At 72.0% G+C, this 24664-nt stretch carries 23 protein-coding genes; 16 read left to right on the top strand and 7 right to left on the bottom strand.

Annotation, left to right across the window (positions count from 1 at the left end):
- The first annotated feature begins 177 nt into the window (after positions 1–177).
- From AQI70_RS33035 to AQI70_RS33055, 6 genes are all read left to right on the top strand, one after another.
- Positions 178–1071 (top strand): FAD binding domain-containing protein, encoded by an 894-nt coding sequence (locus tag AQI70_RS33035; protein ID WP_004000882.1) that lies wholly within the window; start codon positions 178–180, stop codon positions 1069–1071.
- The gene (locus tag AQI70_RS33040; RefSeq protein WP_062156132.1) at positions 1068–2714 is read left to right on the top strand and encodes a 2Fe-2S iron-sulfur cluster-binding protein; all 1647 of its coding nucleotides are present in this window, start codon (positions 1068–1070) and stop codon (positions 2712–2714) included. Before AQI70_RS33035 ends, AQI70_RS33040 begins: the two co-directional genes overlap by 4 nt.
- Positions 2711–5020, top strand: a complete 2310-nt coding sequence (locus AQI70_RS33045) for a xanthine dehydrogenase family protein molybdopterin-binding subunit (RefSeq protein ID WP_062156133.1) — start codon at positions 2711–2713, stop codon at positions 5018–5020. The genes AQI70_RS33040 and AQI70_RS33045 overlap by 4 nt, the downstream gene beginning before the upstream one ends.
- Entirely contained in the window at positions 5017–5139 is a 123-nt protein-coding gene (locus tag AQI70_RS40725; protein ID WP_279616769.1) for a hypothetical protein, read from the top strand. Before AQI70_RS33045 ends, AQI70_RS40725 begins: the two co-directional genes overlap by 4 nt.
- Positions 5139–5666: an AAA family ATPase gene (locus AQI70_RS33050; RefSeq protein WP_062156216.1), complete on the top strand. Its 528-nt coding sequence runs from the start codon at positions 5139–5141 to the stop codon at positions 5664–5666. Before AQI70_RS40725 ends, AQI70_RS33050 begins: the two co-directional genes overlap by 1 nt.
- Before the next feature lie 195 nt (positions 5667–5861).
- On the top strand, positions 5862–7058 hold the full coding sequence (locus AQI70_RS33055; RefSeq protein WP_062156134.1) for an SUKH-4 family immunity protein: 1197 nt from the start codon (positions 5862–5864) through the stop codon (positions 7056–7058).
- A gap of 236 nt (positions 7059–7294) precedes the next feature.
- Here the strand turns inward: AQI70_RS33055 and AQI70_RS33060 are convergent, their stop codons facing one another.
- The gene (locus tag AQI70_RS33060; protein ID WP_062156135.1) at positions 7295–8545 is read right to left on the bottom strand and encodes an LPXTG cell wall anchor domain-containing protein; all 1251 of its coding nucleotides are present in this window, start codon (positions 8543–8545) and stop codon (positions 7295–7297) included.
- A gap of 197 nt (positions 8546–8742) precedes the next feature.
- Here AQI70_RS33060 and AQI70_RS33065 point away from each other — a divergent pair, with 197 nt between their 5' ends.
- From AQI70_RS33065 to AQI70_RS33100, 8 genes are all read left to right on the top strand, one after another.
- A complete protein-coding gene (locus AQI70_RS33065) occupies positions 8743–10206 on the top strand; it encodes an MFS transporter (protein ID WP_062156217.1) in 1464 nt (487 codons plus the stop codon).
- A 51-nt stretch (positions 10207–10257) separates the two neighbouring features.
- Positions 10258–10458, top strand: a complete 201-nt coding sequence (locus tag AQI70_RS33070; RefSeq protein ID WP_062156136.1) for a ribbon-helix-helix protein, CopG family — start codon at positions 10258–10260, stop codon at positions 10456–10458.
- Complete coding sequence (locus AQI70_RS33075) at positions 10455–10835, top strand: type II toxin-antitoxin system death-on-curing family toxin (RefSeq protein WP_062156137.1); 381 nt, start codon at positions 10455–10457, stop codon at positions 10833–10835. Before AQI70_RS33070 ends, AQI70_RS33075 begins: the two co-directional genes overlap by 4 nt.
- A gap of 126 nt (positions 10836–10961) precedes the next feature.
- Positions 10962–12755: a DEAD/DEAH box helicase gene (locus AQI70_RS33080; protein WP_062156138.1), complete on the top strand. Its 1794-nt coding sequence runs from the start codon at positions 10962–10964 to the stop codon at positions 12753–12755.
- A 361-nt stretch (positions 12756–13116) separates the two neighbouring features.
- Positions 13117–13758 carry an IclR family transcriptional regulator gene (locus AQI70_RS33085; RefSeq protein WP_037888473.1) on the top strand — a complete coding sequence of 214 codons (642 nt, stop codon included), beginning with the start codon at positions 13117–13119 and terminating at the stop codon, positions 13756–13758.
- A 72-nt stretch (positions 13759–13830) separates the two neighbouring features.
- The gene (locus tag AQI70_RS33090; protein ID WP_062156139.1) at positions 13831–14610 is read left to right on the top strand and encodes a hypothetical protein; all 780 of its coding nucleotides are present in this window, start codon (positions 13831–13833) and stop codon (positions 14608–14610) included.
- Positions 14607–15707 (top strand): o-succinylbenzoate synthase, encoded by a 1101-nt coding sequence (gene menC, locus AQI70_RS33095; RefSeq protein ID WP_062156140.1) that lies wholly within the window; start codon positions 14607–14609, stop codon positions 15705–15707. Before AQI70_RS33090 ends, menC begins: the two co-directional genes overlap by 4 nt.
- A gap of 75 nt (positions 15708–15782) precedes the next feature.
- Positions 15783–16574, top strand: coding sequence for a S16 family serine protease (locus AQI70_RS33100; protein ID WP_062156141.1), 792 nt, complete (start codon positions 15783–15785; stop codon positions 16572–16574).
- A gap of 88 nt (positions 16575–16662) precedes the next feature.
- Here the strand turns inward: AQI70_RS33100 and AQI70_RS33105 are convergent, their stop codons facing one another.
- From AQI70_RS33105 to AQI70_RS33125, 5 genes are read right to left on the bottom strand one after another with little or no spacing between them, the layout of a single operon-like run.
- Complete coding sequence (locus AQI70_RS33105; RefSeq protein WP_062156142.1) at positions 16663–17622, bottom strand: glycine betaine ABC transporter substrate-binding protein; 960 nt, start codon at positions 17620–17622, stop codon at positions 16663–16665.
- Complete coding sequence (locus AQI70_RS33110) at positions 17619–18431, bottom strand: ABC transporter permease (protein ID WP_062156143.1); 813 nt, start codon at positions 18429–18431, stop codon at positions 17619–17621. Before AQI70_RS33110 ends, AQI70_RS33105 begins: the two co-directional genes overlap by 4 nt.
- The gene (locus AQI70_RS33115) at positions 18428–19678 is read right to left on the bottom strand and encodes an ABC transporter ATP-binding protein (protein ID WP_062156144.1); all 1251 of its coding nucleotides are present in this window, start codon (positions 19676–19678) and stop codon (positions 18428–18430) included. The genes AQI70_RS33110 and AQI70_RS33115 overlap by 4 nt, the downstream gene beginning before the upstream one ends.
- The gene (locus tag AQI70_RS33120; RefSeq protein WP_062156145.1) at positions 19671–20318 is read right to left on the bottom strand and encodes an ABC transporter permease; all 648 of its coding nucleotides are present in this window, start codon (positions 20316–20318) and stop codon (positions 19671–19673) included. The genes AQI70_RS33115 and AQI70_RS33120 overlap by 8 nt, the downstream gene beginning before the upstream one ends.
- A gap of 28 nt (positions 20319–20346) precedes the next feature.
- The gene (locus AQI70_RS33125; protein WP_004000902.1) at positions 20347–20823 is read right to left on the bottom strand and encodes an Lrp/AsnC family transcriptional regulator; all 477 of its coding nucleotides are present in this window, start codon (positions 20821–20823) and stop codon (positions 20347–20349) included.
- 138 nt (positions 20824–20961) lie between these two features.
- Here AQI70_RS33125 and hppD point away from each other — a divergent pair, with 138 nt between their 5' ends.
- On the top strand, positions 20962–22107 hold the full coding sequence (hppD, locus tag AQI70_RS33130; RefSeq protein ID WP_062156146.1) for a 4-hydroxyphenylpyruvate dioxygenase: 1146 nt from the start codon (positions 20962–20964) through the stop codon (positions 22105–22107).
- Between the two features lie 118 nt (positions 22108–22225).
- The gene (locus tag AQI70_RS33135) at positions 22226–23095 is read left to right on the top strand and encodes a phage baseplate protein (protein WP_062156147.1); all 870 of its coding nucleotides are present in this window, start codon (positions 22226–22228) and stop codon (positions 23093–23095) included.
- A gap of 48 nt (positions 23096–23143) precedes the next feature.
- Here AQI70_RS33135 and AQI70_RS33140 read toward each other — a convergent pair whose 3' ends face one another.
- Positions 23144–24607: a tetratricopeptide repeat protein gene (locus AQI70_RS33140; RefSeq protein ID WP_062156148.1), complete on the bottom strand. Its 1464-nt coding sequence runs from the start codon at positions 24605–24607 to the stop codon at positions 23144–23146.
- Positions 24608–24664 lie beyond the last annotated feature (57 nt).

Here is a 24664-nt window from a genome sequence, read left to right on the forward strand (position 1 = left end):
CGGTGATGCCGTACGAAAACGGACCATCCCCCTGGTGAGGTGGGCGAATGCCTCCTAGCGGACCCCTGTCTTCGGGTCCTGCGAAGATGTGCCAGAGTTGCCACGTCCGCCCTGTCAGCACGTACCGTACGGCAGCACAGGTGGGACCATGTGGGGCAGCGGGAAGGGGCAGCCGGTTTGACCACGAGCGCACCGCAGGCGGCGCAGGCCGTGACGCTGCCCACGACGCTGGACGAGGCCGTGGCGGCCCTCACCGCCATGCCCGCCGCCGTGCCCGTCGCCGGCGGCACCGACCTCATGGCCGCCGTCAACTCCGGACAGCTCAGGCCCGCCGCGCTGGTCGGCCTCGGCCGGATCAGCGAGATCCGTGGCTGGCAGTACCAGGACGGCCACGCCCTGCTCGGCGCCGGCCTCACCCACGCGCGCATGGGCCGCCCCGACTTCGCCGCCCTGATCCCGGCGCTCGCCGCCGCCGCGCGCGCCGCCGGCCCGCCGCAGATCCGCAACGCGGGCACCCTGGGCGGCAACATCGCCTCGGCGTCCCCGACCGGTGACGCGCTGCCGGTGCTCGCCGCCCTCGAAGCGACCCTGATCATCGCGGGCCCGGGCGGAGCCCGCCGGGAGATCCCGGTGTCACACCTGCTGGCAGGCATGGAGATGCTGCGCGCCGGCGAACTGATCGGCTACGTGCGCGTGCCCCTGCTGCACGCCCCGCAGGTCTTCCTCAAGGCCACCGGCCGCACCGGCCCGGGACGCGCCATGGCGTCCGTCGCGGTCGTCCTCGACCCCGCCCGGCGCGGAGTCAGGTGCGCCGTGGGCGCCATAGCGCCGATGCCGCTCAGGCCCCTGGAGGCCGAGCACTGGGTGGCCCAGCTGATCGACTGGGACAACAACCGCACGATCGTCCCCGAGGCGCTGCACGCCTTCGGCGAGTACGTCGCCGCGGCCTGCATCCCCGACCCGGCCCCGGCCGAGGACGGCTCCGTGCAACAGCATCCGCCCGCCGTACTGCACCTGCGGCGCACCGTCGCCGCGCTGGCCCGACGAGCACTGGGGAGGGCACTGTCGTGACCGACGACCAGCACGGAGAGGGCACGCCCCAGGGCGCGGGCCGCTGGGACCCGCTGCCCCAGGGCGACTACGACGACGGCGCCACCGCCTTCGTCAAGCTCCCCGAAGGGGGCGTCGATGCCCTCCTGGCCTCCTCCGACAGCCCGCTCGCCGCGCCCGGTCACGGGTATGTGCCGCCGCAGATAACGGTCACGCCGGGGTCGACCGCGGGCACCGACCCCGCGGCCCCCGGCGGCTGGCCGGTCGCGGGCGTGCCCGCCGAGGGCGCCCAGTGGCCCGACCCGAACGCCGTACCGCAGGACCCGGGCGGCGACCGCTTCACGTACCAGCCCGGGGCCACCCAGCAGTGGAACTTCTCGGAGACCGCGGCAGGCCAGGAGGCGGCCGCGGCGCCCGGTCACGACGTCACCGGACAGTGGTCGATCCCCGTCGCCGGCGGTGACCTCCCGGACGAATCGGGCGAGTTCACCACCTCGGCGCTGGTCGAGCAGTGGGGCGGGACACCTCCGGCCACGCTCCCGGGCGGCGCGCCCGCACCCTGGGCGACGCAGGCGACGGGACAGCCGTGGGGGCAGCAGGCGCAGGCCGCGCAGGCACCGGAACAGCCGGTGGCACACGGCGGTGACCGGCCCGACGCGCAGGCACCGGGGCAGCCCGGCCCGGACGCGTACCCGGCGGACCCGCACGCGCGCGTGACGCCCGATGCCGCCGATCCGGCCGCGCACCCGCACGAGCGGCCCGCCGAGACCCCCGGCGAGGTCTCCGCGGAGGCGTACACGAGGCCTCCCACGGAACCCGCCACGGACGGCTCAGAGCCCGCTCCCGGGGGCCCTGAGGCCGCGGACGACAGCCAGGGCACACCAGCCGCCCAGAACCCCGCTGAGGCCGCCGACGACCCCGCCGAACCCGCCGCGGACCCCGCGCCGGACGCGGAGCCCGAGGCGGCGTCGGCAGCGGAGCCCTCGGAGACGGCCGCTTCCGAGGACGTACCGCCACCCCCCGGCGAGGAACACCCCCTCGCCTCCTACGTGCTGCGCGTCAACGGCGTCGACCGGCCCGTCTCCGACGCCTGGATCGGCGAGTCGCTGCTCTATGTGCTGCGCGAGCGGCTCGGCCTCGCCGGCGCCAAGGACGGCTGCTCACAGGGCGAGTGCGGCGCCTGCAACGTGCAGGTCGACGGACGGCTCGTCGCCTCCTGCCTGGTGCCCGCCGTGACCGCCGCCGGCAGCGAGGTCCGTACGGTCGAGGGCCTGGCCGCCGACGGGCAGCCTTCCGACGTGCAGCGGGCGCTCGCGCGGTGCGGCGCCGTGCAGTGCGGCTTCTGCGTGCCCGGCATGGCGATGACCGTGCACGACCTGCTGGAGGGCAACCCGGCGCCGACCGAGCTGGAGACCCGCCAGGCGCTGTGCGGCAACCTGTGCCGCTGCTCCGGCTACCGGGGCGTCGTCCAGGCCGTCCAGGAGGTCGTCGCCGAACGCGAGGCGCACACGGCGGGCGACGGCGGCGAACACGACGGGGACGAGCCGCGTATCCCTCACCAGGCGGGCCCGGGAGCCGGCGGGATCCACCCGTCGGTGTTCGAGGCGCCCGGCGCCATGGGACCGCATGACCAGGCGTACGGACAGGACGGAGGCCAGGCGTGAGCAACGAAGCCGCCACCGCGACCACAGCCGCGGAGGCAGCACCCGCCCCCGAGCCGATCCCGCACGGCCTCGGCGCCTCCCTGCCGGCCGCCGACGCCGGCGCCAAGACCGAGGGCACGTTCCCGTACGCGGCCGACCTGTGGGCCGAGGGTCTGCTGTGGGCGGCCGTACTGCGCTCGCCGCACCCGCACGCGCGCATCACGTCCATCGACACCTCCCACGCGCGCGAGATGCCCGGCGTCCGGGCCGTCGTCACGCACGAGGACGTCCCCGGCAACCCGGTGTGCGGCCGCGGCAAGGCCGACCGCCCGGTCTTCGCCTCCGAGGTGGTACGCCACCACGGCGAGCCCATCGCCGCCGTCGCCGCCGACCACCCCGACACCGCGCGCCTGGCCGCCGCGGCCGTCATCGTCGAGTACGAGGTACTCGACCCGGTCACCGACCCCGAGCAGGCCTTCGAGGCCCAGCCGCTGCACCCCGACGGCAACCTGATCCGCCACATCCCGCTGCGCCACGGCGACCCCGACGCGGTCGGCGAGATCGTCGTCGAGGGCCTGTACCGCATCGGCCGCCAGGACCCGGCCCCCATCGGCGCCGAGGCGGGCCTCGCGGTTCCGCGCCCCGACGGCGGCGTGGAGCTCTACCTCGCCTCGACCGACCCGCACACCGACCGCGACCGGGCCGCCGCCTGCTACGGCCTGGAGCCCGAGCGCGTCAAGGTCGTCGTCACCGGCGTCCCCGGCGCCACCGCCGACCGCGAGGACCAGGGCTTCCAGCTCCCGCTCGGCCTGCTGGCGCTGAAGACCGGCTGCCCGGTCAAGCTGACGGCCACGCGCGAGGAGTCCTTCCTGGGCCACACCCACCGGCACCCGACCCTCCTGCGCTACCGCCACCACGCGGACGCCGAGGGCAGGCTGGTCAAGGTCGAGGCGCAGATCCTGCTCGACGCGGGCGCCTACGCCGACACGTCCTCCGACGCCCTGGCCGCCGCGGTCGCCTTCGCCTGCGGCCCGTACGTCGTCCCGAACGCCTTCATCGAGGGCTGGGCCGTACGCACCAACAACCCGCCCTCCGGCCACGTACGCGGCGAGGGCGCCATGCAGGTGTGCGCCGCCTACGAGGCGCAGATGGACAAGCTGGCCAAGAAGCTCGGCGTGGACCCGGCGGAGCTGCGCCTGCGCAACGCCATGGCGACGGGCGACGTCCTCCCGACGGGCCAGACGGTGACCTGCCCGGCCCCCGTGGCCGAACTGCTCCAAGCCGTACGGGACTATCCCCTCCCGCCGCTCCCCAAGGACACCCCCGAGGACGAGTGGCTGCTGCCCGGCGGCCCCGAGGGCGCGGGCGAACCGGGCGCCGTACGGCGCGGCGTCGGCTACGGCCTGGGCATGGTGCACATGCTCGGCGCCGAGGGCGCCGACGAGGTCTCCACGGCGACGGTCAAGGTCCACGACGGCGTGGCGACGGTGCTGTGCGCGGCGGTGGAGACCGGCCAGGGCTTCACCACGCTGGCCCGGCAGATCGTCCAGGAGACGCTGGGCATCGACGAGGTGCACGTGGCGCCCGTGGACACCGACCAGCCACCGGCGGGCGCGGGCTGCCGTGGCCGCCACACCTGGGTGTCGGGCGGCGCGGTGGAGCGGGCGGCCAAGATGGTCCGTACACAGCTGCTCCAGCCCCTGGCGCACAAGTTCGGCATGTCCACCGAGCTGCTCCAGATCACCGACGGCAAGATCACCTCGTACGACGGCGTCCTGTCGACCACCGTCACGGAGGCGCTGGACGGCAAGGAACTGTGGGCGACGGCCCAGTGCCGCCCGCACCCGACCGAACCCCTGGACGAATCCGGCCAGGGCGACGCCTTCGTCGGCATGTCCTTCTGCGCCATCCGCGCGGTGGTGGACGTCGACATCGAACTGGGCTCGGTCCGCGTGGTCGAGCTGGCGCTCGCCCAGGACGTCGGCCGCGTGCTGAACCCGGCCCAGCTGGAGGCGCGCCTCGAAGCGGGCGTGACACAGGGCGTGGGCGTAGCGCTCACGGAGAACCTGCGCTCGGCGCGCGGCGTGATCCGCCACCCGGACCTGACCGGCTACGCGTTGCCGACGGCCCTGGACGCCCCGGACATCCGGATCGTGAAGCTCGTCGAGGAACGCGACGTGGTCGCTCCCTTCGGCGCCAAGGCGGTGAGCGCGGTGCCGGTGGTGACCTCGCCGGCGGCGATCGCGTCGGCTGTACGGGCCGCGACCGGCCGTCCGGTGAACCGGCTGCCGATCCGCCCGCAGGCGGCGGTGGTGACGGGGCAGTGACCGAGCCGGATCCGCCGCGCTACGAACCCGCCCCAGGCGTGGGCAGGCTGGCGCTGTGGATCCTGCTGTTCCTGCTCGCCGCGATCGCCGTCGTCCTGGGCGGCGTGTACCTCACATGATGCGCGGAGTCGTGCTCATCACCGGCGTCATGGCGGCCGGGAAGTCGACGGTCGCGCAGGCGCTGGCGGAGCGGCTGCCGCGGGCGGCTCATGTCCGCGGGGACGTCTTCCGGCGCATGATCGTCTCCGGCCGCGAGGAGTACGAACCCGGTGGCGGCGGCGAGGGCGAGGCGCAGCTGCGGCTGCGGTACCGGCTGTCGGCGGCGACGGCGGACGCCTATGCGGAGGCCGGATTCACCGCGGTCGTGCAGGACGTGGTGCTGGGTGCCGAACTGGCGGCGTACGTAAGGCTGGTGCGCACGCGTCCGCTGCACGTGGTCGTCCTTGCGCCGAGCCCCGCGGCGGTGGCGGCGCGGGAGGCCGGGCGGGCCAAGACGGGCTACGGGGCTTGGACGGTCGAGGACCTGGACGGGGCCATGCGGGCGCGGACGCCGCGTATCGGGCTGTGGGTGGACTCGTCGGAGCTGACCGTGGGGGAGACGGTGGAGGCGATTGTGGCGGGGCGGGAACGCGCGAGGGTGGCCTGAGCGTCCTGGTGATGTGAAGCGCTGTCAGCGGCCGTGCCGATCCCGGCTTTCTGATGTGGTCGGGCTGATCCCAGGGTCGTTGTCAGTGGTGGCGCGTAGTGTTCTGAGCAGTGGGACGGCCGCCGGTTCCGGTGGGTCGGCCGGTCGGCCGTGTCCCGCTGCCCGGGGCGGTGAGCAAGCGCATGCGGGGGAGCCATGAGCACGACGATGACGACATACGCCGGTGATACGGCGATCATCCTGACCGAGGCCGAACTGGGCCCGTACGTCACGCACGCGTCGACGCGGCGCTGGCTGACGGGACCCGGACTGCCCGGCGACAGCGGCGTGTTGAGCTTTGCCGAGCTGTGCCGCGAGGGCCTGCGGACGGTGGCGGACTCGACGGGTGATCCGGACGGCCGGCTGGCGGCGGAGCTGCGCGACCAGCTGGTGATAGGCGGACTGCTCGGCCCCGGCGGCCTGGAGACGGAGTCGGTCCTGCTCGACGGCGCGACCGGCGAGGTCTCGACGACGCACTTCCTGCACGACCGCCCCGACCTGATGGACCGCCGCCCCCTCGCCCCGTCCCTGCGCACACTGGTCCGCTTCGCGGAGGCGACGGACGAACTGGCGGGCCTGCGCGGCCAGTTCGCCTCCTACGTCGGCCGTTACGGCCCGCAGGCGGTCGCGGAGGCCTCGCGGCACCTGCTGGCGGTGTTCGAGGAGGGCACGGACGGCGAGCCGGCGCCGTTGTGGAAGATGGCGGCCCTGATCCGCCCCCTGACGCTCGTGGCGGGCCGGGCCGGCGCGTCCGGGCTGGCCCTGGACCTGCCGCCGCGCCTGCTGGACCAGGAGTTCGGCCAGGGCAAGGTCGCGCGCTTCGAGGACGTCGACTTCCCCGCCACGCTCACGCACGAGCCGACCCGCCGCTTCCTGCGCGAGGTGGGCCTGCCGGAGGACGGCTACTTGTTCTCCCTCGACATCGATGTGCCGCTGCAGACGCTGGCCGAGTACTACGCCGACGAGAACCCGACTACCGAACTCCCCTCCCACGCCGACCACTTGATACGCCTCGGCCCCCTCGTCGAGGACAACAGCCTGCTCGTCGACGGCGAGACGGGCGCGGTCCTGAACTGGAGCGAGCCCGAGGCGAGGCTGTTCCCGCTGAACACGGATGTCTCCACCCTCGCCTTCACGCTCTGGCTGCTCCACCGCGAGCAGGCGATCGACGAGGAGTCGGGCCACGAGCTGACGACCGGCACATACGACCAACTGGCCATGACGATGCTCCAGGTCCTGTCGACGGTCGACCCGACCGGCACCAGAGCCGGCAGAAACGGCCGGCACTACTGGACGGAGGTGTTCCAGGACGAGTCGAGCGGGGTGCTCGAATCGGTGGGCGGGGTGCGGTGAGACGACCGGCGGGCAGTGGTGCGACAGATCCACAAGGCCCGTACGGACGACATCACCATCCGCCCGGGCGGACCCGGCGAGTTGGCGGCTGGACGTCGTCCTGGAGGCGCGCGACGGGGGCCTGGGCGGCAGGCTGATCACCGAGACCCCGGCGAGGGCGAGGGACCTCGCCGCACCTGCTCCAGGCCCACGTCGCACGGACGACGCCGTATCCCTGAGGCCGGGTACCGGCGCCGTCAGGAGGACTCGGTGATCGAGCGCCGCCGCCGTACGGCCACGACCAGGACACCGCCGAGGGCTGCCGCGGCGGCTGCGGCACCGGCGAGCAGCGGGGTGCCGTCGGAGCCGGTGCTCGCCAGGTTGCCGTTGACCGTTCCGGTGCCGGAGCCGCCGGCCGACGGGGAGCCGGCCGTGCCCGTGCCGCCTGTTCCGCCCGTGCCGCCGGTGGACTGGCCGACGGGGTCGTTGCCGTCGCCACCCGTCGTGGAGCCGCCGTCCGTCGAGCCGCCGCCGGTGGAGGAGCCGCCGGAGGTGGTGGGGCCGTCCTCGTAGTCGGTCGGGATGTCGATGCGGAGCCAGTCCTTGTCGTTGGCGGTGTTCTTGTCGAACACCGGGTGGATGTCGTAGACGGAGGTCGCCTTCACCTCGCCCTTGATGGTGCCCCGCACGCCGGCGTCGATCTTCAGCATGAAGGTGTAGGCGAGCGACTCGCCGACCTCGATGGTGTGGTCGGCGGGGGAGCAGACGTACGTGGGCTTGCCGGGCGTTCCGCCGGGGCCGGACGGGCCGTCGATGGCGAACGGCGCGCAGTCCTTGGGCACCTCCACGGCGGAGGCGCCCGGCGGGATCTGCACCATGAGCGCCGGCTGGTCGTCGCTCTCGTTGTTCTGGATCCAGCCGGGACCGTCGTTGCGGAGCCGCACCGTGACCGACTGCTTGTTCCCGGCCAGCGCCTCGGTCCACTCGCCGACCGCGGCGAGGTCGGCCGTGCTGTCCGCGGTCAGGGCCAGGCGCCGGTAGCTGTCGCTGAAGCCCTCGACCGGCGTCTCGCCGGTGGGTCCGGTGCCGTACTCGACGGCTTCCATCAGCGCGTGGGGCAGTGCCTTGAACCGTACGGGCGTCTCGATGGAGGCACCGGGTTCGATGACGGTGTCGAGCTCGCAGAGCGCCTGCCTGACCTGGTCCCCGACGGTCGAGTAGGTGCAGCCCTGCACGGACTCGGGGAAGTCGAGCCCCCGGGTCAGCCGGATCCGGAAGGTGACGCCGTCCGCGGCCGCGGTGCCGTTGTTGGTGAGGACGACGGACTCGTCGTACACCTCGCCGGGCTTGGGAGACGCGCTCGGCAGATTCGAGATCACCACAGAGGGCTCACCCTCCTCGGCGAACGCCGTGGGAGCGGCGACCGCGGGAAGGGCCGAGACGACCGCGGCAGCGGCCACGAAGGCCGCCGAGCGGCGGATGTGCGAGGGGCGGATGCGCTGGCGCACGGGTTGGTCTCCTCGTCGGGACAGGAAGCACGGCGACCGGAGGATTGCCGTTCGGTCATGTCCTGGACAGCTGGAGGGCGGCTGGGGTTGTGCTGCTGTCTGTTGGTAGATCGCCGGCGGTCGTACGACCAAGGTCTCAGGGCTGGGCCGCCTCTCGACAGGGGTCAATGTCAGTTGTGGCCCTTACGCTGGCGACCATGACTCCCCTCGACGAGCCGCGCGATGCCGACGTCGCGAAGACATCCGCCGTCCCCTCGGTTCCCGAGGACGCGGAGAGCGTGCTGAGCCGGTCTCATCGGGCCCTCAGTATCGGGATCGTCTCCGTCGTGCTGCTGATCGCCTTCGAGGCGACGGCCGTCGGGACGGCGATGCCGGTCGCGGCGCGGGAGCTGGACGGGGTGTCGTTGTACGCGTTCGCGTTCTCGGGGTACTTCACCACCAGCCTGTTCGGGATGGTGCTCGCGGGGCAGTGGTCGGACCGGCGGGGGCCGTTGGGGGCGCTGACGACGGGGATCGCGGCCTTCGGGGCCGGGCTGCTGCTCTCCGGGACCGCCGGGGTCATGTGGGTGTTCATTCTCGGGCGGGCCGTGCAGGGGCTCGGCGGGGGACTGGTCATCGTCGCGCTGTACGTCGTCGTCGGGCGGGCCTACTCCGAGCGGTTGCGGCCGGCGATCATGGCGGCGTTCGCCGCGAGCTGGGTCGTGCCGTCGATCGTGGGGCCGCTGGCCTCGGGGGCGGTGACCGAGCATCTGGGCTGGCGCTGGGTGTTCGTCGGGATTCCGGTGCTCGTCGTGTTCCCGCTCGCGCTCGCGCTGCCGCAGATACGGCGCCGGGCGGCAGGGCCGGTCGACGACTCGGCGGGCAGCGCCTCCTTCGACCGGCGGCGTATCCGGCTCGCCCTCGGTATCTCCCTCGGGGCGGGGCTGTTGCAGTACGCCGCCCAGGACCTGCGCTGGTTCTCGCTCGTCCCCGGCGTCCTCGGCGCCGCGCTCCTCGTTCCGGCCGTGCTCGGGCTGCTCCCGCGCGGCACGTACCGGGCGGTGCGCGGGCTGCCGTCCGTGGTGCTGTTGCGCGGGGTCGCCGCGGGGTCGTTCATCGCCGCGGAGTCCTTCGTGCCGTTGATGCTGGTCACCCAGCGGGGGCTGTCGCCGACGCTCGCCGGGTTCTCGCTCGCGGCGGGTGGGGTGACGTGGGCGCTGGCGTCGTGGGTGCAGTCGCGGCCGAGGGTGGAGCCGTACCGGGAGCGGTTGATGACGGTCGGGATGCTGCTGGTCGCCGCCGCGATCGCTGCGGCGCCGAGTGTGCTGATCGACTCCGTGCCCGCCTGGACCGTCGCCGTGTCGTGGGCGTTCGGGTGCTTCGGGATGGGGCTGGTGATCTCCTCCAGCAGCGTGCTCCTGCTTCACCTCTCCGCCCCCGAGGAGGCCGGTACCAACTCGGCCGCGCTCCAGATCTCCGACGCCCTCTCCAACGTCGTCCTCCTCTCGGCGGGCGGCGCCGCGTTCGCCGCGCTGGGCGGGGGTGCGGTGAGTCATACGGCGGTGGAGGTGGCCGGTTCGGGGTCGCATCCGGCGGCGTTCGCGGCGGTGTTCCTGCCGATGGCGGGGGTGGCGTTGGCGGGGGCTTGGGTGACTACGCGGTTGCGGGCCTCGCATTCCTGACTGGTACCAATGTGACCCCAATGCGACCCCCTCACATGGTACCGTTTTGGTATGGCCATGAACCTGCGTCTCCGTGACGACCAGACCGAAGCACTGAAGCTGCGCGCCGAGGCGGAGGGCACCAGCATGCACGCCATACTGCTGAGGGCCGTGGACGACTACCTGGCCAGGACGGCTCACGAGGCGCTGGTCCGGAAGGCTGCGAAGGAGCAGACCGCCAAGTGGGCCGAGCTGCTGGAGCGGCTCAAGTGACATGTGTCTATCTGTCGGCCGAGGACGTCCTGGCCATCGCCGAGCACGCCGTCGATGACCAGGACGTCGTCGTACGCGATGCGGGGCTGCTGGAGTCGGCCGTGCATCGCCCCTCCGCCTCGATGTTCGGGCAGGAGGCCTATACCGACCTGTTCGGCAAGGCGGCGGCCCTGCTGCAGTCGCTTGCCGTCAACCATCCCTTCCTCGACGGCAACAAGCGCACGGCATGGGTGTCCTGCGTCGTCTTCCTGGCGATGAACGACGTGCAGTTGCGCCCGGACATCGACGCGGCCGAGCGCCTCGTCATCGCGGTGGCGACCGGGAGCCTGGAAGAAGTGAAGGTGATCGCCGAGGCTCTGCGGGGCCTGACGGAGTAAGGGATGTGACCTCGGTCCCACCCGCCGGTGGCCCAGCCTCGTTGGCGCGTGCATAGGGGCGGCCCGCCGGTAGGGTGGCCCGGTTGTCATACCCAGCCGAGCCGCCGACCCCACGAACCGGAGACCGTGACTACCACCGCCGCCTCCTCCTCCCACCACCTTTCCCCCGCCTTCCCCGGCCGCGCCCCCTGGGGCACCGCCAGCAAGCTGCGTGCCTGGCAGCAGGGGGCGATGGAGAAGTACGTCCAGGAGCAGCCGCGTGACTTCCTCGCGGTCGCCACGCCCGGCGCCGGGAAGACGACCTTCGCTCTCACCCTCGCCTCCTGGCTGCTGCACCACCATGTCGTGCAGCAGGTCACCGTGGTCGCGCCGACCGAGCATCTGAAGAAGCAGTGGGCGGAGGCGGCCGGGCGGATAGGCATCAAGCTCGACCCCGAGTACAGCGCGGGGCCGCTCGGCAAGGAGTACCACGGCGTCGCCGTGACGTACGCGGGTGTGGGCGTGCGGCCCATGCTGCACCGCAACCGGGTCGAGCAGCGCAAGACGCTCGTCATCCTCGACGAGATCCACCACGCCGGTGACTCCAAGTCCTGGGGCGAGGCCTGCCTGGAGGCCTTCGAGCCGGCCACGCGACGGCTCGCCCTCACCGGTACGCCCTTCCGCTCCGACACCAACCCCATCCCCTTCGTGACGTACGAGGAGGACAACGCGGGCATCCGGCGGTCCGCCGCCGACTACACGTACGGGTACGGCTCCGCGCTCGCGGACGGTGTCGTTCGGCCCGTCATCTTCCTCTCCTACAGCGGCAACATGCGCTGGCGGACCAAGGCGGGCGACGAGATCGCCGCCCGGCTCGGCGAGCCGATGACCAAGGACGCCGTCAGCCAGGCCTGGCGAACGGCTCTGGACCCGCGGGGGGACTGGATGCCCGCCGTGCTGCGCGCCGCCGACCAGCGGCTTACCGAGGTCAGGAAGGCCATCCCGGACGCCGGCGCGCTCGTCATCGCCTCCGACCAGGACTCCGCGCGCGCCTACGCCAAGCTCATCCGGGAGATCACGGGTACCAAGGCGACCCTCGTGCTCTCCGACGACGCCGGGGCGTCCGACCGTATCGACGAGTTCAGCAACAACAACGACCGGTGGATGGTCGCCGTGCGGATGGTGTCCGAGGGTGTCGACGTGCCTCGGCTCGCGGTCGGCGTGTACGCCACCACCATCTCCACCCCGCTCTTCTTCGCCCAGGCCGTCGGCCGTTTCGTACGGTCCCGGCGGCGCGGCGAGACCGCCTCCGTCTTCCTGCCGACCATCCCCGACCTGCTCACCTTCGCCAACGAGATGGAGGTCGAGCGCGACCACGCCCTCGACAAGCCGAAGAAGGAGGGCGAGGAGGACCCGTACGCCGAGTCCGAGAAGGAGATGGAGGAGGCGAACAAGGAGCAGGACGAGGACACCGGCGAGCAGGACATGCTGCCGTTCGAGGCGCTGGAGTCCGATGCCGTCTTCGACCGGGTCCTCTACGACGGCGCCGAGTTCGGCATGCAGGCCCACCCGGGCAGCGAGGAGGAGCAGGACTACCTCGGCATTCCCGGACTGCTGGAGCCCGAGCAGGTCCAGCTGCTGCTGCAGAAGCGGCAGGCCCGGCAGATCGCGCACAGCCGCAAGAAGCCGGACACCGAGGCCGATCTGCTCGAACTGCCCGCCGAGCGGCGGCCGGTGGTCACGCACAAGGAGCTGATGGAGCTCCGCAAGCAGCTCAACACGATGGTCGGCGCGTACGTCCATCAGAGCGGCAAGCCGCACGGTGTGATCCACACCGAGCTGCGGCGGGTGTGCGGCGGGCCGCCGAGCGCCGAGGCCACGGCGGGGCAGCTGCGGCAGCGCATCGCCAAGGTGCAGGAGTGGGCGACCCGGATGCGGTGACGGACGGCTGCGAGCCGGTTGTGGCCTGTCGCGCCCACGCGGCGGAGCCGCACATCGACCCAGCCGCGCGCCCCTTTGGGCGCTCACGCGCCGCATATATCAGGATCAACGGGAGTAGTCCGTCCCGGCCACTGCCCGGATTCTGGACGGAGCCTTCCGCTCAGCGAACCGCCTTCGCTAATGTCCCGCTACGCACACGCCCCGTGGCAGCGCCGCCGCGGAGCGCAGCCGTGAAGCGACGCGGTCCGGTACAGGCCGGGCCGCCGGCCGATCGGCGGCCTCTGAAGCGCGTCACTGACGGGACTCGGTGACGCATCCGCCGCGAGGGGGCCGCCGACCTCACCACTAAGGAGTGGGCGTCGTGACCGCGGAGACCTCTCAGACGCTCGACCGGGGACTGCGCGTCCTCAAGCTGCTGGCCGATACGGACCACGGGCTGACCGTCACCGAGCTTTCCAACAAACTGGGCGTGAACCGGACCGTGGTGTACCGGTTGCTCGCCACGCTGGAACAACACGCCCTCGTACGCCGTGACCTGGGCGGCCGTGCCCGGGTGGGGCTCGGGGTGCTGCGCCTGGGCCGCCAGGTGCACCCCCTGGTCCGCGAGGCCGCGCTGCCCGCCCTGCGCTCGCTGGCCGAGGACATCGGGGCGACGGCCCATCTGACGCTGGTGGACGGTACGGAGGCGCTGGCCGTCGCCGTGGTCGAGCCGACGTGGACGGACTACCACGTGGCCTATCGGGCCGGTTTCCGGCACCCGCTGGACCGCGGGGCCGCGGGCCGGGCGATCCTCTCCGCGCGGCAGCAGCCGATGCGGGAGCCGGGGTACACCCTGACCCACGGCGAGCTCGAGGCCGGAGCGAGCGGGGCCGCCGCGCCGCTGCTCGGGGTCACGGGGGTCGAGGGCAGCGTGGGTGTGGTGATGCTCGCCGACGCGGTGCCGGAGCGGGTGGGGCCGCGGGTCGTGGACGCGGCGCGGGAGGTGGCGGAGGCCCTGCGCTGAGGGGTGTCCGGCCGGCGACGGCGGCCCGCGTGCGCTCTAGGCAGGGCCGTCACCGCCTCCGACACTCGACGCATGACCTCACTCAGCATCCGCACCGTCCACGATGTCGCCGGGTTCGCGGCCGTCGCCGACTACTTCAGTGACGTATGGAACTCGCCGCGGAGCGCACCGCCGTTACTGCCCGAAACACTGAACAGCCTCGCCCACGCGGGCGGCGCGGTGCATGCCGCCCACGAGGGGGCGAGGCTGGTCGGGGCGTCCGTCGCGGTGTTCGGGCCGCCCGCGTCGAGAGAGACGTACTCCCTGCTGACCGCCGCCGAACGGGGGCTCGGGTTCCAGGTCAAGCAGGCCCAGCGGGAGTGGGCCCTGGAACACGGGGCCCGGAGCATGCGCTGGACCTTCGATCCGCTGGTCGGCCGTAACGCCCGCTTCAACCTGGTCAAGCTGGGCGCCGTCGGCACCGAGTACCTCGTCGACTTCTACGGCCCCATGGCCGACGGCGTCAACGACGGCGACGAGAGCGACCGGCTGGCGATGACCTGGCAGCTGGCGGCGCCCTCACCGTCGTACGAGGAACCGGACGACGACGCGGGCGACCGGCACGCCGCAGCCACCACGCACACCGCCCCCGACGGCGCCCCGCTCGCCCGCCGGGCCCTGGACGACCGGCGCATATGGTGCCGCGTACCGGACGACGCGGTGGCGCTGCGGGCCGCCGACCCCGAGCTGGCGCTGCGCTGGCGGCGGGCCGTGCGCGAGGTGTTCACCAAGGCCTTCGCCGACGGGTTTCTGGCGACGGCGATGTCCCGCGACGGCTGGTACACGCTCACCCGCGGGGAGGCCGCCGCGTGAAACTGGAGCGTGTCGAGATCGTCCATGTGGCGATCCCCCTCGTCAGCCCCTTCCGTACCTCCTTCGGCACGATGACCACGAAGGACACCTTCCTGCTGCACCTCGTCACGGACACGGCCGAGGGCTGGTCGGAGTTCGCGGCCGACCCCGAGCCGCTGTACTGCTCGGAGTTCGTGGCCGGTGCGCAGATCGTGCTGCGCGACTTCCTGCTGCCGCGTGCCCGGGCCCTGCCCGCGCTCACCACGGCCGCCCTCGCGCCCGCCCTGGCGAGGATCAAGGGGCATGAACTGGCGAAGGCGGCGCTGGAGACGGCCGTCCTCGACGCGGAGCTGCGGTCGTACGGGATGTCGCTGGCGACGTATCTGGGGGCGGTGCGGGAGCGGGTGCCGGCCGGGGTGTCGGTCGGGATCAAGCCGACGATCGCCGAGTTGCTGGACGCCGTCGAGGGGTATCTCGCCGAGGGCTATGTGCGGATCAAGCTGAAGATCGAGCCCGGCTGGGACCTGGCGCCGGTACGGGCCGTGCGCGAGCGCTTCGGGGACGGGCTGCCGCTCCAGGTCGACGCCAACACGGCGTACACGCTCGCGGACGCCGGGCAGCTGCGGCGGCTGGACGAGTTCGGGCTGCTGCTGATCGAGGAGCCGCTCGCGGAGCACGACCTGTACGCCCACGCCCGCCTCCAGCAGCGCCTCACGACCCCCGTCTGCCTGGACGAGTCCCTGCGGGGCGCCCGCGACACCGCGTCCGCGATCGCGATGGACGCGTGCCGGGCCGTGAACGTGAAGCCCGCCCGGGTCGGGGGATACCTGGAGGCGCGGCGGGTCCATGACGTGGCCCAGGCGCACGGGGTGCCGGCGTGGTGCGGCGGCATGCTGGAGACGGGCATCGGCCGCGCACCGAACCTGGCGCTCGCGGCCCTGCCCGGCTGCACGCTCCCCGGGGACACCTCGGCGTCCAGCCGCTACTTCGCCGAGGACATCACCGAGCCGTTCGTGCTGGTCGACGGCCATCTTCCGGTGCCACGGTCGCCGGGCATCGGCGTCGAACCGCTGCCCGAGGCGCTGCGGCGCTTCACCAGGGAACGGCGAGACCTGTAGGTGACCTGACGGGGGCAACCCGGGCAGCTCGGACCTGGGCCTGGCCGGAACTCACCACCACGTTAGATTGATCCCGTGTTCTCTCGCCTCACGCGCCCCCGAGCCGTCGCCGTCTGCGCCCTGCCGGTCGTGGCCCTGCTCGCCACGGCCGCCTTCGCGCCGCTGCCGTTCTCGCTGGCGCAGCCCGGTCAGACCACGAACGTACTGGGCGAGGACGAGGGCGACCCGGTGATCACCATCTCCGGTGCGCCGACCCGTGAGACGAGCGGCCAGCTGCGTATGACGACGATCGTGGCCACGTCCCCCGACGTGGACGTGACGCTCGGCGACGTGATCGACGCCTGGTTCCGCACCGACAGGGCGGTCATGCCGCGTGACTCGGTCTATCCGAGCGGCAAGAGCACCCGGGAGATCGAGCAGTACAACACCGAGCAGATGAAGCAGTCCCAGAACGCCGCCACCGAGGCCGCGCTGAACCACCTGGACCTGAAGGACAAGAACATCAAGGTCACCCTGAGGCTCGCGGACGTGGGCGGCCCCAGCGCCGGCCTCCTGTTCTCCCTGGGGATCGTCGACAAGCTGAAGGGCGACGGCGACGGCGGCGACCTCACCGGCGGCCGCACCATCGCCGGTACGGGCACGATCGACGCCGGCGGCAAGGTCGGCGCGGTCGGCGGCGTGGCCCTGAAGACGCAGGCGGCCAGGCGGGACGGGGCGACGGTCTTCCTGGTACCGAAGGACGAGTGCTCCGACGCGAAGGCCGAACTGCCGAAGGGCCTGCGGCTGATCCCGGTGACCACGCTGAAGGGCGCGGTGAGCGCGCTGGAGGCACTGGAGTCGGGGAAGGGTTCGGTACCTGCCTGCTAGCGGCTAGCTGCTAGCAGGCAGCGGCTACGGCGCGAGTCGGCTCGCGAGCTGCCGCTCCTGGACCGCCGTCAACCCCTCCGGCCGCCCCCTACTTCACAAACCCCTCATCCTTCATCCAGTCCAGCGCCACCTGGTGCGGATCCTCCCCCTCCACGTCCACCCTGGCGTTCAGGTCCCGTGCCACGGAGTTGTTCAGCTTCCTGGTGATCGGGTCGAGGACGTCCGCGATCGCCGGCCACTTCTTCAGGGTCCGGGAGTTGATCATCGGGGCGGCGTTGTAGTTGGGGAAGAACTTCTTGTCGTCCTGCATCACCACCAGGTTCATGGAGTTGATGCGCCCGTCCGTCGTGAAGACCTCGCCGTAGACGCAACTCCCCTTCGCGGCCTGGGTGTAGATGATCCCGGTGTCCATCTGGGTGATGTCCCCGGTCGGCACGTTCATCCCGTACTCCTGCCGCATGCCCCGCAGCCCGTCCGCCCGGTTGGCGAACTCGACCTCCACGCACAGCGTCACGGCGCCGGGGTCGGACTTGGACAGCGCGGCGACGTCGGACAGCGTGTTCGTGCCGTACTTCTTGTGGTTCTCCTGGTTCATCGCCAGGGCGTAGGTGTTGTTCAGCGCGGAGGGCGCCAGCCAGCTCACCCCGTTCTTCGCGTCGGCCTCGCGCACCGCCTCCCACTGCGCACGCGGGTCGGGAATGGGCTCGCTGTGGCCGAGGTACGTGATCCAGGCCGTGCCCGTGTACTCGTACCCGGCGTCGGCCTCGCCCTTGACGACCGCCTCGCGGCTGCCGATGGAGCCCTGGATGCCGGTGCGGTCGAGCACTTCCGCGCCGGCCGCCTCGAAGGCGATGCCCATGATCGCGCCGAGGATGAGCTGCTCGGTGAACGACTTCGACGTCACCGTCAGGCTGGCGCCCTTCAGCGGTTCCCCGCGGCCGATCAGGCCGGCCCGCACATCGTCGACCATGGGGGAGCCGCTGGTCAGGCCGCAGCCCGAGACCGTCATCAGCAGCCCCGCCGCCAGCAGGGCCGTATGCCGCCTCATGCCTCCAACCCCCGTGGCCTCAGCAGCAGTTCGGCCAGTGACGCCAGCCAGTCCACCAGCAGGGCGAGGGCGACCGTGAGGATCGAGCCCAGCACCAGCACCGGCATCCGCTGGTTGGTGATGCCGGCCGTGATCAGCACGCCCAGCCCGCCGCCTCCGCCGAACACCGCCAGGGTCGCCGTACCGACGTTGAGCACCAGGGCCGTCCGCACGCCCGCCAGGATCAGCGGGACCGCCAGCGGCAGCTCCACCCGGGTCAGCACCCCCAGGGGGGACATGCCGATGCCGCGCGCCGCCTCCAGCAGCGTGGGGTCGTTCGCCTTCAGGCCGGCGATCGTGTTGGACAGCACGGGCAGGACGGCGTAGGCGATCATGCCGATCAGGGCGGCCTTGCGGCCGATGCCCAGCCAGATCACCAGCAGGGCGAGGAGACCGATCGCGGGGGTCGCCTGGCCCATGTTGGCGATCGCCATGGCCACCGGGGTCGCTCTGCGGAACGCCCGCCGGGTGAGCACAATGCCCAGCGGGATCGCGATGACCAGCACGAAGAAGGTGGAGATCACCGTGAGTTCGACGTGCTCCCACAGGGCCTGGGAGACCTGGCCGTCGGTCAGCGCGTTCTCGGAGACGGCATCGAGGTCGGCCTGCTGGAACCACAGCCAGGTCGCGAGCAGGAGGGCGACGAGGAAGGCGGGCAGGACGGTCAGTTTCTGCCGGCTCACCTTACGGGCGGGCGGTTTCGGGGGAGCGGGGGCCGGCGCGGTCTCCTCCTCCGTGTCCGCCAGGCCGGGGGCCTCGGGAGCGCTCACGCTTTCCTCCCCCCTCCCTCGCCCTCCTGCTCGGCGTGCGTACGGCCGGTCCGGGCGACCTCCAGCTCGTGCTGGGCCTCCAGCGCCTCCAGCCGGTCGGCCTCCAGCAGCTCGTGCACGGAGTTCATGAGCGTCTCCATGTCGACGACGCCGGTGTACTCGCCGCGCCGCCCGGTCACCGCCACCCGGCCCGCGTTGTCCGTCAGCACCGCCTCCAGCGCGTCCCGCAGGGTCGCGTCCCTGGTCACTGTGTCGTGCACGAGCGTGCCCGCCCGCGCCAGCGAACCCTTGGCCCGCATCATGTCGCCGCGCCGCAGCCACTTGTACGGCCGCCCGCGCTTGTCGAGCAGCAGAACCTCGTTCGTGCCGCTCGCCCGCAGCCGGTTGAAGATCTCCTGGAGCGGGTCGTCGACGGTCGCCGTCGGATAGTCGGTGATCTCCACATCCCGTACGCGGGTCAGGTTCAGCCGCTTCAGCGCCGCGCCCGCGCCCACGAACCCGGACACGAAGTCGTCCGCCGGGTTGGTGAGGATGGCCTCCGGGGTGTCGAACTGGGCGATGTGGGACCGCTCGCGCAACACGGCGATGCGGTCACCGAGCTTGATCGCCTCGTCGAAGTCGTGGGTGACGAAGACGATCGTCTTGTGCAGCTCGTGCTGCAGCCTGATCAACTCGTCCTGGAGGTGGTCACGGGTGATCGGGTCGACCGCCCCGAACGGCTCGTCCATCAGCAGCACCGGGGGATCGGCCGCCAGCGCCCGCGCCACGCCCACGCGCTGCTGCTGGCCGCCGGAGAGCTGGCGCGGGTAGCGGCCGTGGAACTCGCCGGGGTCGAGCCCGACGAGGTCGAGCAGTTCCTCGGTCCGCGCGCTGATCCGTGCCTTCGGCCAGCCGATCATCTTCGGCACGAGTGCGATGTTCTGCGCGACCGTCATGTGCGGGAAGAGCCCGGCGGACTGGATCGCGTAGCCGACCTTCCGGCGCAGCTTCACCGGGTCGATGTCGGTGACGTCCTCGCCGTTGATGCGGATACGGCCACCGCTCGGTTCGATCAGCCGGTTGATCATCTTGAGCGTGGTCGACTTCCCGCAGCCCGAGGGGCCGACGAAGATGACGACCTCGCCCGCCTTGATCTCCATGCTCACGTTGTCCACGGCCGGCTGCGGATTGCCGGAGTACCGCTTGGTCAGGTTCTCCAGCTCGATGGAGGCACCGTGATCGCCCCTGTGACTGCCGTTCTCAGACACGGATCCCCCTGGGGATGGTGAGCCGTCCGATCAGGACGTACGCGGCGTCGAACAGCAGCGCCAGGACGATGATCCCTAGCGTGCCCGCGAGCACCTGGTTGAGCGCGTTGGCGCTGCCCAGCGAGGCGAGACCACGGAAGATCACATTGCCGAGGCCGGGCCCGGAGGCGTACGCAGCGATCGCCGCGATGCCCATCAGCATCTGCGTCGAGACCCGGATCCCGGTCAGGATCGGCGGCCAGGCCAGCGGCAGCTCCACCTTCAGCAGCCGGGCGAGCCGGGACATGCCGATGCCCCGGGCCGCGTCCACCAGCGACGGGTCGACGCCGCGCAGCCCGACGATCGCGTTGCGCACGATCGGCAGCAGCCCGTACAGCGTCAGCGCGACCACCGTGGGCGCGACGCCCAGCCCCACGACCGGGACGAGCAGACCGATCATGGCGAGCGCCGGAACGGTCAGCACGGTCGAAGTGGCCGTGGTGGCGAGGTTCCCCGCCCATTCGCTGCGATAGGTGGCGACACCGAGCAGCACCCCGAGCAGGGTCGCCACGACCATGCACTGGAAGACGGCGCTGGCGTGCTGGTAGGCGTCGGCGAGCAACTGCTGGTGGCGGTTGCCCAGGTACTCCCAGAAGTTCACACGCGCGCACCACCCCGGGTCGGGTCGGCTAGGTCTCCCGGTCCTCCGCCGCCTGCTCCACCAGCGGGATGATCCGCAGCGGGACGGGGTTCTCCATCACGATCGCGGTGGAGGCCCGGACGATCCCATCGAAACCGACAACCCGGTCGATCACACGCTGGAGATCGGCGTTGGAGCGCGCCACGAGACGGCACAGCATGTCCCCGGTCCCGGTGGTGGTGTGCAGCTCCAGCACCTCCGGCACGGTCGCCAAGTGGGCCCGTACGTCCGCTCCTTGGCCCTGCCGGATCTGCAGCGTGGCGAACGCCGTGACCGGATACCCGAGGGCGGCCGGATCCACCTCGGGACCGAATCCGCGGATGACTCCGTTCGACTGAAGCCGGTCGAGCCGCGCCTGCACGGTCCCGCGAGCCACTCCCAGCCGCCGGGACATCTCCAGCACCCCGATCCGTGGCTCCCGCGCCAGCAGCACGATGATCCGCCCGTCCAGATGATCGATCGCCACAGCAGCCTGCCCTGTCTCATCGCTCGAAGTGGTCATCCTGTACAGAAGGCTCGCAGAAACGAGCACTGCACTGGTCATATTGCCCAGTGATCGAGCGAACTATTGCGCACCTTGCCGCATCGGAGTGAGGCTGCGCCTATGACGCAGACCACACACCACACTCCCGACACCGCACGGCAGGCCGACCCCTTCCCGGTCAAGGGAATGGACGCGGTCGTCTTCGCCGTGGGCAACGCCAAGCAGGCGGCGCACTACTACTCGACCGCCTTCGGCATGCGCCTCGTGGCCTACTCCGGACCGGAGAACGGCAGCCGCGAGACCGCGAGCTATGTGCTGGAGAACGGCTCCGCCCGCTTCGTCCTCACCTCCGTCATCAAGCCCGCCACCACCTGGGGCCACTTCCTCGCCCAGCACGTGGCCGAGCACGGCGACGGCGTCATCGACCTCGCGATCGAGGTCCCGGACGCGCGCGCCGCGTACGCCTACGCCCTCGAACACGGCGCCCGCTCGGTGGCCGAGCCCTACGAGCTGAAGGACGAGCACGGCACCGTCGTCCTGGCCGCCATCGCGACGTACGGCGAGACCCGCCACACCCTCGTCGAGCGCACCGGCTACGACGGCCCGTACCTGCCGGGTTACGTCGCCGCCGCGCCGATGGTCGAGCCGCCCGCCCAGCGCACCTTCCAGGCCATCGACCACTGCGTCGGCAACGTCGAGCTCGGCCGGATGAACGAGTGGGTCGGCTTCTACAACAAGGTCATGGGCTTCACGAACATGAAGGAGTTCGTGGGCGACGACATCGCGACCGAGTACAGCGCGCTGATGTCGAAGGTCGTGGCCGACGGCACGCTCAAGGTCAAGTTCCCGATCAACGAGCCCGCCATCGCCAAGAAGAAGTCCCAGATCGACGAGTACCTGGAGTTCTACGGCGGCGCGGGCGTCCAGCACATCGCGCTGAACACCAACGACATCGTGCAGACGGTCCGCACCATGCGCGCGGCCGGCGTCCAGTTCCTCGACACCCCCGACTCGTACTACGACACCCTCGGCGAGTGGGTCGGCGACACCCGGGTGCCCGTCGAGACCCTGCGCGAGCTGAAGATCCTCGCGGACCGCGACGAGGACGGCTACCTGCTGCAGATCTTCACCAAGCCGGTCCAGGACCGCCCGACCGTCTTCTTCGAACTCATCGAGCGGCACGGCTCGATGGGCTTCGGCAAGGGCAACTTCAAGGCGCTCTTCGAGGCGATCGAACGGGAGCAGGCGAAGCGCGGCAACCTCTGAGGCCGCTGAGGCCTGTGGGGCAGCTGTGACTTCGTAGAACATGCAACCAACGGACGGCGGTTGACGCTCTCATGTCCTGTGGGTGCCACGGGGGCATCCACAGGATCTGGGGGCTTCAGTGACTACGCGCATCAACCTGGCTGTGCCGTCGCACCGCTGGCTGTGGCAGAAGGGCACGCTGAAGGAGCCGACGGTGCTCCAGTCGTTCGCCTTCGACGAGGCGCACAAGCACCTGTACGTCCTCCAGGTCACCGCCGGCGGCCACGCGGCCGGCGACCTGTGCCTGAACAGGCTCGACTACAAGGGCAACCGGCTGGGCCACATGTACCTGAAGGGCTTCGGCCACGGCGTCAGCATGGGCCTGCAACGCGACGACACCGACGGCAGCACCTGGATCTGGACCGAGGCCGACGCCGAGAACGGCTACGGGCAGGGCGTCACCCGCTTCCACTTCGCGAACGGGGCCGTCCGCACCGGCGCGGACGTCAAGATCCGCCACCCCATACCTGGCTCCGTCAACAACCAGCCCTCGGTGTGCATGGCCTCCCGGCGCATCGCCGTGCGCTACCGCACCGCGGCCAAGGAGCCCCGCTACCGCGTCTGGGACCTCGACGCCTTCGTCGCCCGCGCCTACGACAACCCCCTCGCGGACTTCGCCCAGACCGGCGCCCACCCCGACCCCAGGATCCCCTTCCAGGGCTACGCCCTCCACCGCGACTGCGTCTACCAGCTGGCGGGCACGGCCTACGACGCGAAGACCAACCCGGTCGCGCGGCGGGGCAACACGCATGTGTCCAGCCTCGACATCCACACCGGCGAACTGCTCCAGCAGGAGCGCACCGAGGCCGGCTACAGCCTCACCCACCGCGAACCGGAGGGCATCGCGGTGCGCGGCGGCTCGAACCCACGCGTGTACCTCGGCTTCGCCTCCGGCAACCTGGGAGCACGCCGCTTCTCGATCTTCGTCAAGGAGAAGCGCGGGTCGTAGACCGGGAGCGGGAGCGTGGGAGGAGCGTCCCCGTTCACCCCCGCCCGTTCACCCCCGCCCGTTCACTCCCGTCCGTTCACCCCGCCCGGCCTTCCCGTCCATGTCCGGCACGTCCTCCACCGACGGCTCCCCCAGCTCCTTCAGCGCCGCCTCGGCCAGGGGTGCCCTCGTCGGGGAGAAGCGGGGATTGATGCGCAGGGCCTCCTCCAGGTGCCGTCGTGCGGGCCCCGTCAGCTTCAGTTCCCGCTCGATCATCCCCCGGTGGTACACGTACAGCGCGCTGCGCACCGTACCCCCGCGCTCCCTGTCGGTCGCCAGCCTCGCGAACTTCAGGGCCTCCTTGTTCTCCCCGGCCCGGTGCAGCGCCCAGCCCAGCGCGTCGGCCACCGCGACCCCCGGCTGGCGTCGCCACTCGGCCCGCAGGCGGCGTACGGCGGACCGCGCGTCGCCGTGGTCGGCCTCGAACAGGCCCAGCACCAGCTCCTCGTCCACCCCGCCGGCCGCGGCGAGCCGCACCCGCTCGCGCAGCAGGTCGTACTGGACCCGGGCCGCCTGACCGAGCCCCAGCGACTCGTACAACTCGCCCAGTTCCAGCGCGTACTCGGGGCACGGCTGCTTGGCGAGAGCCACCCGGTAGGCGTTCAGCGCCTCCGTCGTGCGGCCCAGTGCCGCCAGCGTCCGCCCCTGCCCGGCGAGCGCCGCCCGCTGGTCGGGGTCGAGGCGCACCGCCTCCTGGAAGTGCCGCAGGGCCACGTCCAGGTCGCCGCGCTCCCAGGCGAGTTGCCCGCCCCGTTCCAGATAGGCTGCCCGCTCGGCCGGGGCCCGAGCTGCCGCCGCCGCGTCGGAGAGCGCCGCCGCCGCGTCCTCCCGCCGGCCCCGGTCCCGGTAGACGGCCGCCGCCCGCGCCCGCACCGCCGGTCCCGAGCGCAGCTTCAGCAGCCGGTCCAGGGTCCGCTTGGCCGCCTTGTGGTCACCCAGCCCCGTGTAGGCGTCGATCAGCAGCGGATACGTCGTCCAGCGCGTGCGGTCCGCCCGCAGCGCCGCCTCGCCCCACGTCCGCGCCGCCCGGAAGTCCCGCCGCGCGTTCGCCAGCGCCGCCATGCCGTCCAGTGCCTCGGCGTTCCTGGCCCGCAGCTTCAGCGACGTACGCAGCGCCTTCTCGGCCTTCGGGTAGTTCACCGGCTGCGCGGTCCGCCGCCCCTGCTCCACATACGCCGCCCCCAGCACCGCCCACGACCGGAAGTCCTCGGGGTGTGCCCGCAGCCGGGCCTCCCGCTCGTCGATCAGCACCGCCAGATCGGGCAGCGCGGCCGGCACCCCGCTGGTGACCGCGGCCAGCGCCTGCGCCCCCGGCGCCGGCGAGGCTCCCCGCGGCTCGCCCGGCCCCCAGGGCAGCAGCGCCAGCACTCCGCCGAGCACGGCACATCCCGCCACCGAGGCGATCAGCACCCGCCGTCGGACGCGCCGGCGGTCCGGCGTGTCGGGGGCGTCGTCCAAGGCGTCGTTCTCCATGGCGCTCACTGTGCGTCAATATGACGACCACACCGCGCGTTACGGCGGCTGCCGTAC

The sequence above is a fragment of the Streptomyces curacoi genome, assembly GCF_001513975.1.
GTDB classification, from domain to species: Bacteria; Actinomycetota; Actinomycetes; order Streptomycetales; family Streptomycetaceae; genus Streptomyces; species Streptomyces curacoi.